General features: G+C 65.9%; 14 protein-coding genes. 11 read left to right on the plus strand and 3 right to left on the minus strand.

Annotation, left to right across the window (positions count from 1 at the left end; all coding sequences use genetic code 11):
- The coding region (locus TSO221_RS16025) for an alpha/beta fold hydrolase (RefSeq protein WP_109119517.1) at positions 1-1631 on the minus strand (1631 nt) is incomplete at its 3' end.
- A gap of 285 nt (positions 1632-1916) precedes the next feature.
- Entirely contained in the window at positions 1917-2075 is a 159-nt protein-coding gene (locus tag TSO221_RS35465) for a hypothetical protein (RefSeq protein WP_158284110.1), read from the minus strand.
- A gap of 87 nt (positions 2076-2162) precedes the next feature.
- Here TSO221_RS35465 and TSO221_RS16030 point away from each other — a divergent pair, with 87 nt between their 5' ends.
- The 8 genes from TSO221_RS16030 to TSO221_RS35470 all read left to right on the plus strand — a co-directional run bounded on the left by TSO221_RS16030 (position 2163) and on the right by TSO221_RS35470 (position 5966).
- Positions 2163-2738 carry an exopolysaccharide biosynthesis protein gene (locus TSO221_RS16030; RefSeq protein ID WP_109119518.1) on the plus strand — a complete coding sequence of 192 codons (576 nt, stop codon included), beginning with the start codon at positions 2163-2165 and terminating at the stop codon, positions 2736-2738.
- Positions 2739-3202: 464 nt separating this feature from the next.
- Positions 3203-3415 carry a hypothetical protein gene (locus TSO221_RS35040; RefSeq protein ID WP_146208825.1) on the plus strand — a complete coding sequence of 71 codons (213 nt, stop codon included), beginning with the start codon at positions 3203-3205 and terminating at the stop codon, positions 3413-3415.
- Positions 3416-3477: 62 nt separating this feature from the next.
- Complete coding sequence (locus TSO221_RS35045; RefSeq protein WP_146208826.1) at positions 3478-3765, plus strand: hypothetical protein; 288 nt, start codon at positions 3478-3480, stop codon at positions 3763-3765.
- 45 nt (positions 3766-3810) lie between these two features.
- The gene (locus TSO221_RS16035; protein ID WP_109119519.1) at positions 3811-4083 is read left to right on the plus strand and encodes a hypothetical protein; all 273 of its coding nucleotides are present in this window, start codon (positions 3811-3813) and stop codon (positions 4081-4083) included.
- A gap of 279 nt (positions 4084-4362) precedes the next feature.
- Positions 4363-4563, plus strand: a complete 201-nt coding sequence (locus tag TSO221_RS16040; protein WP_109119520.1) for a hypothetical protein — start codon at positions 4363-4365, stop codon at positions 4561-4563.
- A gap of 28 nt (positions 4564-4591) precedes the next feature.
- Entirely contained in the window at positions 4592-5476 is an 885-nt protein-coding gene (locus tag TSO221_RS16045) for a slipin family protein (RefSeq protein ID WP_247878077.1), read from the plus strand.
- Between the two features lie 20 nt (positions 5477-5496).
- Positions 5497-5793 (plus strand): hypothetical protein, encoded by a 297-nt coding sequence (locus tag TSO221_RS16050; RefSeq protein WP_109119521.1) that lies wholly within the window; start codon positions 5497-5499, stop codon positions 5791-5793.
- 29 nt (positions 5794-5822) lie between these two features.
- Positions 5823-5966, plus strand: coding sequence for a hypothetical protein (locus tag TSO221_RS35470; protein ID WP_158284111.1), 144 nt, complete (start codon positions 5823-5825; stop codon positions 5964-5966).
- A 151-nt stretch (positions 5967-6117) separates the two neighbouring features.
- On the opposite strand, the gene mgtA is transcribed toward TSO221_RS35470, so the two are convergent.
- A complete protein-coding gene (mgtA, locus tag TSO221_RS16055) occupies positions 6118-8703 on the minus strand; it encodes a magnesium-translocating P-type ATPase (RefSeq protein WP_109119522.1) in 2586 nt (861 codons plus the stop codon).
- A 336-nt stretch (positions 8704-9039) separates the two neighbouring features.
- On the opposite strand from mgtA, the gene TSO221_RS16060 reads away from it, so the two are divergent.
- The 3 genes from TSO221_RS16060 (at position 9040) to TSO221_RS16075 (ending at position 12248) form a co-directional block, all read left to right on the plus strand.
- Positions 9040-9228 (plus strand): hypothetical protein, encoded by a 189-nt coding sequence (locus TSO221_RS16060; RefSeq protein ID WP_109119523.1) that lies wholly within the window; start codon positions 9040-9042, stop codon positions 9226-9228.
- A gap of 681 nt (positions 9229-9909) precedes the next feature.
- Entirely contained in the window at positions 9910-11883 is a 1974-nt protein-coding gene (locus tag TSO221_RS16070; protein ID WP_146208827.1) for an AI-2E family transporter, read from the plus strand.
- Positions 11884-11960: 77 nt separating this feature from the next.
- The gene (locus TSO221_RS16075) at positions 11961-12248 is read left to right on the plus strand and encodes a hypothetical protein (protein WP_109119526.1); all 288 of its coding nucleotides are present in this window, start codon (positions 11961-11963) and stop codon (positions 12246-12248) included.
- Positions 12249-12279: the final 31 nt, after the last annotated feature.

Below are 12279 nucleotides of genomic sequence, written 5' to 3' on the forward strand. Positions count from 1 at the left end.
CACGCGGCATCCCAGGGCACGATGTGGTCCTTCTCCGCGCCGACCGCGTAGACGTCCTGCGGGATGCGCCCGAGGTCGATGGCCGCGCCCTTGAGCCTCACCTTGCCCGGAACGATCAGGTTGTTCTCGACGTAGGTGTTGCGCAGGTACCAGCTGTGCGCCGCCCGCGCCATGCGGGTGCCGTCGCTGTTCCAGTACAGCAGGTCGAAGGCCGGCGCCTTGTTGCCCATGAGGTAGTTGTTGACGACGTTCGACCAGATCAGGTCGTTGGAGCGCAGGAGGTTGAACATGTTACTCATCTCCCGGCTGTCGAGATAGCCGCGCTCCATCATCTGCTGTTCGATGAAGTCCACCGTCGGCTCGCCCAGGAACACCGCCGTGTCACCGACATGGGAGAAGTCCTGGAGCGACACCATGAAGGTGGCGGCGTTGAACCGGGTGTCGCGCTTCGCGGCGAGCCAGGCGAGCGTGATGGCGAGCAGCGTGCCGCCGATGCAGTAGCCCATCACGTTGATGGACGTGGCCCCGGTGATGTCGCGCACCATTTCGGCGGCCTCCAGTGGGCCGAGGTCCATATAGTCCTCGAACCCGACGCCGTCCATCGAGGCGTCCGGGTTCTTCCACGAGATCACGAACACCGTGAACCCCTGTCCGACCAGATGGCGCACCATCGAGTTCTTCGGCTGCAGGTCGAGGATGTAGTACTTGTTGATCCACGGCGGCATGATGAGCAGCGGCACCGCGTGCACCGTTCCGCCCGCCGGCTGGTACTGGATCAGCTCGATCAGCCGGTTGCGGTGGACCACCTTGCCGGGGGTCGTCGCCAGATTGCGCCCCGGCTCGAAGGCGGTAGCGTCCACCATGCTGAGGCGGCCTTCCTTCAGGTCCGAGAGCAGGTTGCGCGCACCGTCGGCCAGGCTGACGCCACCGGTTTCCAGCACCCGGCGCAAAGCGGCGGGGTTGGAGAACAGCAAAAGCGTCGGGCTCATCGCGTCGACGAACTGGCGGAGGTGGAAGGTCAGCCGCTGCCGTTCGGCATCGTCGAGGCCATCGGCGCGCTCGCCCTGCTCCAGCAGCCAGCCGGAGGCCAGCAGGTACATCTCCTTGAGCGTGCGGTAGGCCGGGTTGGCGTGCCATTCCGGCGCGACGAAGCGCTTGTCGCCATCGGGCGCCGGGCCGGACCTGGCCCCGTCCGCCGCCGTGCCGTCGGCCATGCCCCACCAGCGGCGGCCCGCATCGTTCCAGGCCTCCATCGCGGACGTCCAGACCGCCGCCTGGACATCGGCGGCCTTGCGGACGGTCTTGTCCGGACGGCCGAGCGACAGCATCCACACGGTCCGGAGCGCGCGGGCGACTTCCGCCCAGTCGACCGGCACGATGGTGCGGAAGGGGTTGGCGTTCCACAGGCCGTCGATGGACCGGAGCACCGGGTCCTTGGCCAGGAACTCGTTGAGTTGCCGGGTTCCGGCCTCCAGCACGGTGCCGGTGAGATCATCGGACGAGACCTGCCACCATGGCCTGCCTGCACCGCTCCAATCCCGGACGGCGCCGGCGTTGGCCTCCATCCAGGACGTCCAAAGGCCCAGCGCCATGTCGGGTCGCAAGGGCAGCCGGTCCGGACCGCCATCCATCCCGGCCTCACTGTTCTCCCGGTTCGTGGCTGCGCCGCCTCCACGGGCTTGGTGCCGCCGTCGGTGATGCTCCGTGCCTCTCTCGGTGCCCATGGGAAAAACCCCCTCGTCGTTTGCCCCATCCGGCAGTGGCTGGCCGACCGTGGCGGGCGATCAGGGTTCGAACGGCGCCGGAGACGGTCGTTGCGGACGTTCCCCGGCATCAACATCGCTGGTGGTCTTTCGTTCTGCCCGAGGCCAACTGCGGCATGGGCATTTCCCTCCGGGCCTTGCGGAGGAGGCCCATCACCGACCGGCGAGCATCCACGCCACCACGGCGGCGATGCCGATCAGCACGCCGGCCAACCCAGCCTCGCTGAGGCGGCCGCGCCGGTATAGTAGGGTAACGGAAACCGCGATGACCGAGGCGGCGGCGATGAACAGGCCCATCTGCGACAGGTTCATGGCATCACCTGCCCACGTGTTCCACCCTCCCGAGCCGGCCAACCGGTCCCCTCTCCCGATGGATCAGCCGTCTCGGGGGGTATTGTCATGATCACGCGCGTGCCCACGTCCGTGGTGCTGAACGGGATTCTCGGGGAATCACCCGGAGAGCACGTCACGTTGGACTGGCTCTCCGGGAGGCTTGGCCGTCGTTCTTTCGGCGTCATTCTCCTTCTCCTGGCGCTCCTCGGCGTGCTTCCGGGCGTGTCGGCCATGGCCGGCGTGCTGCTCACGATCGTCGCGTTCCAGATGATCCTGGATCGTCCCGGCCCCGTGTTTCCTCGCCGCGTCGCCACCCGTCACGTCGAGACCCGGCGGCTCACCGCGATCATCCGCCGGACCGTTCCGGTGTTGCGATACCTGGAACGGTTCATCCGCCCGCGCTGGGCCACCCCGTTCGCGGCAACCAAGCGGGTGGTCGGCGGTGCCGTCCTGCTGCTTGGCACAAGCCTCTTCATCCCCGTCCCCTTGAGCAACGTCCCCTCTGCCCTTCTCATTGTCCTGATCGCCTTCGCCTACCTGGAGGAAGACGGTGCACTGCTCTGCGCCGCGCTGGTCGGGGTCCTCTTGCTGTTTACGATCGCGTTGGTGGCCATCTGGGAGACGATGAGCGCATCTCTCTGAGTGCCCGTCAACAAGAACGGTTGTTCGTGGATTCTGGTGTGCGATTTTTATACAGGAACCAAAAAATATATTTTCTGCACGCATATCAAAGCATGATTTTCAACACCATATTCAATACGGACCACTTAAAAAGGAGGTCTTAATGCGCGCCCAATCCTCGCCGCTATCAAATTGGGCTATTTCTGAGCGCGCCGCCTGGGCTCTGTCCGCACCGAAGTGGAAACTTATGGCGCATTTGGTCCTTGGCATGACCATAGGCTTGATTGCAGGGCTGGTGATCTCGGCTTTTTCCGGATAGCAGATCCGGTTGACAGTGCACGAGCCACGCAATCAACAAACGCGCAGCTTCCTCCAGACAACCTGATGGGTGCGGAGGCGCCATCCCAGATCGAGGTCTGCGATGCGAGCCGATCGTATCAAGGCTTCGGTTGCGCATAACAACGTCTTGGAGGGAGGTTAATGCGATGTCCTATGATGCAGTCGAAAATCTGACAAGCCGTGCGTCTGCGCTTGTACGCCAGTTTGGTTTGGATAGGAAAGGGCATGGTCTGTCCGATGACCGCGCAGCCACCAAACAGATCGATGAGTTGGTGGAAGCCGTTCACCGCCTCGAAAGACTTGTTGATGGACGCAGGAAGCGACGCGCCTCCGGCCTCGATGAGGCAATCAACTGGTAGAAACGGGCGAAGGCACGGGCCCCCGAATTCCATCGAGTGAGGGCGAACAAAGGAGCATCGCCATGGAACGCCATCTTACCCACAATCGCAATCCACGCGAGGTGACCATGGAAAACGATGGACTTCAGTGCTGGAGCGTCTGGGGCCAACTCACGGCTTATTGGTGCGGTCCGGACGGGGCTGCCACCCTCTATGGGAACATCGAGGAGCTTGCCGACGGCGACAGGGTCAACGTCATCGACCCCGGCTCAATCTATTCTGTGCTGGCGAAGGAGAGCCAAGGCCGGAAAGATTTGCGAGGGCGGATCGCGGTTTGGGAGGATGACGGCGGCGCTCAATGGCCGGAATAGACGCCTGGAGCCCCCTGAATGAACGAATGAACCAGGAGATTGAACGTGAACCGTGTCAGCCTGACCTTCAACGAGCGCGGCGAGATCACCCGTATCTGCTCGGATGAGCGGCTCGAGTTCCATTGGGTGTTTCCGAACGCCCCGCAAGGCCAAGCGCATCTCCGCCCGAACATCGACGTTGGACGGCAGCATGTCCGCGAGGAGATCGGCGGCGTTGCGAAAGCCCCCATGACGGCCGAGGATGAAAAGGCAATGGAGGACATTCTGGCGAAGGGCCGGGCGATCATCATGGCGGGCTTCGCCGAAGAACGAGCCTAACGGAAAGCCGTCTTTTGACGGACAAGGACGCGCAAGACGCTGGCAACATTTCCGCGGCGACTATTCCGAGACAACCGATGGATCGTTGGTTCATGCGCCGGGTGCTCCCGGCGCCGAAGGTAAAAACCGCACCATATCTTTTATGATCGCACGATTCCTTGACCGGCGATGCCGGTGAATTGCGCTGGATGCCGAGCCGTGTGGCCGCCCCGGCGGCGCCCACACCAAAAGACATCCCCACTCCTGATCATTCTGGAATGCCGCCGGTGAGGAGGCCTCATGCGCCTGATCCTCTACGCGGCGACCGCCTTCTCCGTGATGAACACAGTGGTGCTGTTGCTCACCTACCTGTGGCAGTCGTCGGAACGGGCGCTCGCCGGTGCCTCGTCCAGTGGGATGACGGTGTACGGCCTCACCTTCGTGCTGTCGTTCGCCATCGCCGTGATGCTGTGCGTGTACGTCTACATCGGGCGGCGATGAGCCGCCCCTTCGGCAAGGAGTCGCAGATATGATGAACCCCATCACGCTTTCCCTGGCGCTCGCCTTCCTTCTTCCCGGCCTCGCGGTCGGGGCCATGGTCAGCCCTCTCCTCGCCCTGCCGTTCGTTCTCGCCGCGGTTGTCGTCGGGCTCTCGCTCAAGATGGCCAACACCTGGCAAAAATTCGTTGTTTTGCGCGCCGGCAAGCTGCTGGGCGTCAAGGGGCCGGGGCTGTTCCTGATCCTGCCCATCGTCGACAGCGTGACCGCGGTGATCGACGAGCGCATCCAGACCACCGCCTTCAACGCCGAGCAGGCGCTGACCAAGGACACCGTTCCCGTCAACGTCGACGCCATCATCTTCTGGCACGTCCACGACGCGCGCAGCGCCGCCCTGGAGATCACCAACTATCGCGAAGCCATCGACCGCGTGGCCCAGACCTCGCTGCGCGAGATGATCGGCTCGTCCATGCTGGCCGCCCTGCTGTCCGACCGCAAGGCCGCCGACGCGCATCTGCGGGACGAGATCGGCCGCAAGACCGCGGAATGGGGTGTCTCCGTCACCTCCGTCGAGATCCGCGACGTCGCCATCCCGGTGGCGCTGCAGGACGCCATGTCCCGCCAGGCGCAGGCCGAGCGCGAGAAGCAGGCGCGCGTCATCCTCGGCTCGGCGGAGGCGGAGATCGCCGGGAAGTTCGTCGAGGCGGCGACGCTGTACGCCGGCCACCCCGCGGCCCTCCACCTGCGCGCCATGAACATCATCTACGAGACCACCAAGGAACGCGGGACGACCATCCTGATCCCGACCTCGATGGTCGACAGCATGAACCCCGCCGTGGCCCTCGCGCTGGCCGATCAAGCGCCGGCAGTGCAGGCGCCGGCGGGCCAAACGGGTCTGCTCAAGACCGCCGCCTGACCTGCCCGGGAGATCCTCCGATGACCACCACCCGCACGACCATCAAGACCGTCACCTTCACCCACCCCTTCGCACTGCGCGGCATGGACGCTGAGCGGCCGGCGGGAACCTACGTCGTGGAGACCGACGAGGAACTGATCGAGCCCCTCTCCTTCGCCGCGTACCGGCGCATCGCGACCTGGATCCGCCTGCCCCAACAGGCGGGGCCGGATGGCGGCGCACAGACGGCCCTCATCGACCCGGACGAACTGAACGAAGCCCTGGGGCCAGTGGAGCGGGCGGACCCTGCCGCGCCGGCCTCTCCGTCAAGCACCTGAACACGACCCACCGAACAAGGAGCAGGACGATGACCATGCAACCGCCCCTGACGGCACCGCTTCCGACACCGTGGACAGCCATGAAGGAGCATTTCGTGCCGCCGCTGGTGATTCCCGTCGCCGTCCTGCTGGCCGTGCTGCTGTTCGTGCTGATCCACGGCCCGGTGGCCTGACCTCCTCGAACGCCCCGCCCCCGAGACCCGGTGGAACCTTCCGGGAAACGCACGATGACTCCGTCGGACCTTGGTGGCGCATCCCTGCGACAAAACCTCCTGCACGGTGGCGGCACTCTACGCCCACGCCCGGCGGCGGGATGACACGGCATTACGTTCCGGCACCCGCCGGGCGCCGACGCAGCGTTCGTTGCCGCGGGGCGACGTAGCGGTAGAACAGCCGCTTGGCGATTTCCACCAGGGCCAGATAGGTGGCGACCGCCGCCCCCAGGAACAGGTAGAAGGAAACCGGCGGCGCCACGAAGCCGAAGAAGGCCCCCAGCGGCGTCAGCGGCAGCAGCGCGCCGATGGCGGCGGCCCCCAGCGTCAGCCCGGCCAGGACCGGGTGCGGCCGGCTGAGCCACGGGCTGCGGCGGGTGCGGATCACGAAGATGACCAGCACCTGGGTGGCGAGGCTCTCCACGAACCATCCGGTCTGGAACAGCGCTTCATCGGCATTGAACAGGTGAAGCAGGGTGTAGAAGGTCAGGAAGTCGAACAGCGAGCTGACCGGCCCCAGCACCAGCATGAAGCGCTGTATCAACCGCAGGTCCCACTGCACCGGCTTGGCCAACGCTTCAGCCTCGACGTGGTCGAGCGGAACGCCGGCCTCCGACGCGTCGTACAGCAGGTTGTTGAGCAGAACCTGTGTCGGCAGCATCGGCAGGAAGGGCAGGAACAGCGACGCTCCCGCCATGCTGAACATGTTGCCGAAGTTCGAGCTGCTGCCCATCAGGATGTACTTGGTGACGTTCTGCACCGTCCGGCGTCCCTCCATCACCGCCTCGTGCACCACCGACAGATCGTGGTCGAGCAGGATGAGGCCGGCCGCCTCCTTGGCGACGTCGGCGGCGCTGTCCACCGAGATGCCGACGTCGGCGGCGTGGATGGCCGAGGCGTCGTTGATCCCGTCGCCGAGGAAGCCGACCACCCGGCCGGACCGCTTGTAGGCCAACAGCACCCGTTCCTTCTGCGCCGGCGTCACCCGGCAGAACACGTTGACCTTGGCGAGGCGGGCGCGCAGCGCCTCCTCGCTCATCGCCCGCAGATCGTCCCCGGTGATCAGGCCGGTGACGGTCAGGCCAAGCTCGGTGCAGACGTGCCGCGTCACCCGTTCGTTGTCGCCGGTCAGGATACGGACCGCCACCCCGGCCCCGGTCAGGGCGTGGATCGCCGCCATGGCGCTCGCCTTGGGCGGATCGAGGAAGACCGCGTAGCCGGCGAAGGCCAGTTCGCTTTCGTCCCCCAGCGCGGCGGAGGTGTGCTCCGGCCCCATCGCCTTGGACGCGATCGCCAGCACCCGGAAGCCGTCCGCCCCCAGCATCTGGAACAGGGCGTCCAGTTCCGCCCGCGCCGCCGGGTCGAGCGGTTTCTCCACGCCCGCCTCGCCCTCGTAATGGGTGGACTGCCGCAGCACGTCCTCCGGCGCCCCCTTGACCACCAGCAGCCGCTCCGCGCCATCGGCAACGAGAACGGAGACACGCCGCCGCTCGAAGTCGAACGGCACCTCGTCGATCTTCTGCCAGCCGGTCACGTCCAGGGTGCGGTAGGCGAGGATGGCCTCGTCCAGCGGGCTCTTGATGCCGCTCTCGAAACAACTGTTCAGGTAGGCCAGCCGGAACACCCGCTCGCTCTCCTCGCCGCGGAAATCCAGGTGCCGGACCATGCGGATCGTCGCCTCGGTCAGCGTCCCGGTCTTGTCGGTGCACAGCACGTCCATGGCGCCGACGTTGTGCATGGCGGCCAGCCGCTTGACGATGACCCGGCGCTGCGCCAGCCGCATCGCCCCGCGCGCCAGCGTGACGGTGACGATCATCGGCAGCAGTTCCGGCGTCAGCCCGACCGCCAGCGCCAAGGCGAACATCAACGACTCCAGCCAGGGCCGGTGGAACAGCACGTTCACCGCCAGCACGAACAGCACCAGGAAGATTGTCAGGCGCAGGATGAGGAAGCCGAACTGGCGGACGCCCAGCTCGAAGGCGGTGGGCGGCGGCGGAGCCTGCAGGGTGCCGCTCAACTGGCCGAACGCCGTGGCGTCGCCGGTCCGGCAGACCACGGCAATGGCGCTGCCGCTGATCACCGAGGTGCCCATGAAGACGGTGTTGAGCGCCTCGCCGGGATCTTGCACCGGGGTGGCGGGTGCATCGACGCGCTTCTCCGCCGGGTAGGGCTCCCCGGTCAGCATGGCCTGGTTGACGAACAGGTCGCGCGCGTCGATGAGGCGGCAGTCGGCCGGCACCAGATCGCCGGCGGCCAGACGGACCACGTCGCCGGGGACCAGCCGGTCCACCGGCTCCGACACCTCCGCGCCGTCGCGGCGGACCTGGACGCGCACAGCGACGGTGCGGCGCAACGCCTCCACGGCGTTCTCGGCCCGCATTTCCTGGACAAAGTCCAGGGTGACGCTGAGCACGACCATCACGATGACGATCACGAAGCTGGTGACGTTGCCGGTGGCCGCCGACAGGCCGCTGGCGAACAGCAGGATCAGGACCAGCGGGTTGAGGAAGCGGGCCAGGAATTGCAGCCACAGCGGCCGACGGCGATGCGCCTGCGGCTGGTTGAGGCCGTAGTGCCGACGGCGCGCCTCCACCTCGGTCCGGCTCAGGCCGGCGGCGGTCGCACCCAGGCTTTCGAGGATGGCTGAGATCGGCTGATTCCAGATCTCGTCGCGGATGGTGCCCTGGCCCAACGGCATGCCCTCGGCTGTGCGGCATGCGCCATGCTAAACGACCGTCAAGGGAAGACAAACGACGCGAACGACATGCTGCCGTTTCTCTCTTGCCGGCGTCACCGACACGTCCATGCCCGGCGCTTTATTGTACAGACAAAGGCCAGCGTCGGGTAGCCGGATGGAGCATTCCGGAGCGCGGCATGGCCAATAGTGAGGCATGTACGTCTGCGCAACGGTGGGCGGCGTCAGGCGCCCCACATGAACGTTACCAGGATATATTTTGAAATCAGCGTGACGCCGAAGCGTATGCCTCGCGCTCGACTGCGGCGCGCCCCTCCCTCTTCCAACAGGACCTTCACCATGATGAAACGCATCTACGACTTGATCATCGACCCGGCGGGTAGCGGCTGGATGGTGATCGAACTCGGCACCGGAAAAGTGGCTTGCCTCAACGGCTTCCCGCTGCACCGCCTCAGCCACAAAGAGGCCGGCGACCGGGCGGGCATGCTCAACAGAATCGAGGAGAACCCGCTTCCGACCCTGGGGTGACGCTCTGCCGCGGTTTCCTCATCAACGGGGTGCCGAGGCAAATGCCCGGCCCGCCGGCTGGGGCGCCGGCCGCCACGACGGCCAACGGTTGGTGGACAAGCTGGCGGCCGGGGAATGGCGCGGGAGCGGCACAACTCTCGAAAGAAGCACAGGACCACGACGACACGTTGTCCGCTGCGCGGAAAATCGATCGCCTGCTCCCGCATCGACAGCCCAACACAACGGAGTCGCAAGACCAAAAAGAAGAAACGCGAAAACCGCCGCACGTTTTCGCGCCACCACCTCGCAAAACAAGACAATTCGTCTGGTCAATTTTCAAATGACTTATTTTTCGTAAATTGTCATTACCGTGGATATTTCAGGTTGATTCGCATTTCTGTATTGATTATTCCCGAAATCGCTCAAGCTTAATTAAGCGGGAGGTGCGGTATGGTTGCGCACGATGCTATCGAGATCCTGACGGAGCGCATTTCCGGGCTCGTTCGTCAGTTTGGCTTGGATACCAAACGTCATGGCCCGTCCGGTGACAGGGCCGTGGCCAGTCGGGTCGACGCGTTGATGAACGCTGTCCGCGGCCTCCAAAGATTGGTCGATCAACGCCGAGAGGAACGTGCCTTCCCGCTCGATGCGAGGGATTGGTAACGCCGCCGCGTGACCGAACACTTCGGGAGACCTGAAAACGTGGCATCGGCCATCACCACACCCTCGGAACGTCACGGGGCAGGGGTCGCTTCCGCGGCACCATCGACCACGGTGATCACGCTGATCGTCGCCATGGCCGCGGTGGTGCTGGCGCTGTACTTCGGCCGGGCAGTGCTTCAACCGCTGGCGCTCGCCATCCTCTTCAGCTTCGCGCTGGCGCCGATCATCAAGCGGCTGCAACGCTGGAGCGTGCCGAAGACCCCGGCCGTCATCGCCGTCACGCTCCTGATGTTCCTCATCCTCGGCGGCGTCACCGCCGTCGTCTCGGTGCAGGCGGTCGACCTCGCCCGCAAGATCCCGGAGTACGAGCAGAACCTGCTCGACAAGATCAACAGCGTGCGCGACGCCGCCCCCGAGGGCGGATTGCTGCGGCAGATGACCAACCTCGGCAGAGATCTGGAGAAGGCCATCGCCAGGGCGTCGGACGGATCGACGGCCGCGCCCGGCGCGGCGCAGAAGCCCGTCGCCGTCGAGGTTCAGGCGAAATCCTCGCCGCTCCAGGTCATCGGCGAGTATGCCGGGCCGATCCTGGCGCCGCTGGCGTCGGCCGGCATCGTCATCGTCTTCATGATCGTCATCCTCCTGCAGCGGGAGGATCTGCGCAACCGTCTGATCCGGCTGGCCGGGTCGGCCGATCTGCAACGCACCACCACCGCCATCGACGACGGTGTCAGCCGGCTCAGCCGCTACCTGCTGGCGCAGTTCATCCTCAACAGCGCGTTCGGGACGGTGATCGGGCTCGGTCTGTGGGCGGTCGGACTGCCCAATCCCCTGCTGTGGGGCATCATCGCCGGGCTGATGCGGTTCGTCCCGTTCATCGGCTCGTTCATCGCCGCGAGCCTGCCCATCATGGTGGCGCTGGCGGTGTCGCCCGGCTGGACGATGCCGCTGCTGACGCTGGCCATCTTCGTCGTGCTGGAGATGGCGGCCGGGAACGTGGTCGAGCCCTGGCTCTACGGATCGAGCACCGGGCTGTCGCCGCTGTCGGTGCTGGTCGCCGCGATCTTCTGGACGATGATCTGGGGGCCGGTGGGCCTGCTGCTGGCGACGCCGCTCACCGTCTGCCTCGTGGTGCTCGGCCGGCACGTGCCGCAACTGCACTTCCTGGAGGTGATCCTGGGCGACCGTCCGGCATTGTCGCCCGAAACCAGGCTGTACCAGCGCATGCTGGCGGGCGACGCCGTCGAGGCCATCGGCATCTGCGAGGAGGAGGCGGAGGGGCGGCCCCTGCACCACGTCTATGAGAACGTGGTCATCCCGGCGCTTCGCCTCGCCGAGGAGGACCGGCGCGCCGGCGGCATGCCGCGCGAAACGCGCGGCACCATCGCCGAGGTGACGGGGGAGATCGTCGAGGCGCTGTCCGACGAGCCCGAGGCGCCAAGCCCGCCGAAGGGCGAGGCCCCGCAGCCGGACAGCGTGGTTTCCCTGCTGCGCCGCAAGGGCAGCGTCCTCTGCCTGCCGGCCTTCAGCGAGATCGACGCCGCCGCGGCCATCGTGCTGGCGGATCTGCTGCGCCGCGAGGGGCTGACGGCCGAGGCGCGCCCCCTGGTCCGCCGCATGGAAAGCTTGCCGAAGGAGGAGGTCTGCGAGGTTTGCCTGGTGGGGATGACGCTCAGTCGGGCGCAGAGCCTGCGTCTGGTCCGGCGCGTCCGTGGACACTTCGGCAGCGGCACGCGGGTCGTCGTGGCGATCTTGAGCACCGGCACCGGTGCGCTGGCCGCACCGGACGGTGAGACCTTCATCACCGTGGCGACGCTCGCCGAAACCGTCGAGGCGGTCAAGGCGGACGCCCTGCTCCCAGCGGCCCCGCCCCCAACCGAGGCCGGCGCCTCGGGGACCGCGGTCGACGAACGCAACCCGACGCCCCTCACCGACCCGAGCAGCCACGTCGCCGCCGACCGCATGGTACGCGGCCGCGATGATAGGCGCCAAGGCACGTTCGAGCGCCGATGATAAAGGATTGATCGCGGGACAACATGCGCCCGCATCCTGGTGCCACGGAGAGCAAGGCGCTCTCACAGGAGGGAAACATGCTCAAGATCACCGCCGCCGTCCTTGCTGTCCTGGCGGCAGCCATCCCCGGCAGCGCATTCGGGCTCACCTACGGCAACGCCACCTGTGGTCAGCTGGTGGACGAGGTCGTCAACACGAAGAAACTGTTCGACAAGCTGGCGGCCGACATCAGCCGGCAGGGAGAGCAGCCGGCGACCAGGCAGGAGATTGTTCAGCTTTCCCTGCTGACACAGCGGCATGACCGGGCGTTTGCCATGCTGGCGATAAAGTGCCCGGAAACTCTCTCCAACATCGATTTCAATTGAGGCTCGTACAGGAGACTGTCAGCTGCGCTGC

Origin of the sequence: Azospirillum sp. TSO22-1 (assembly GCF_003116015.1) — a bacterium.
Taxonomy (GTDB): domain Bacteria; phylum Pseudomonadota; class Alphaproteobacteria; order Azospirillales; family Azospirillaceae; genus Azospirillum.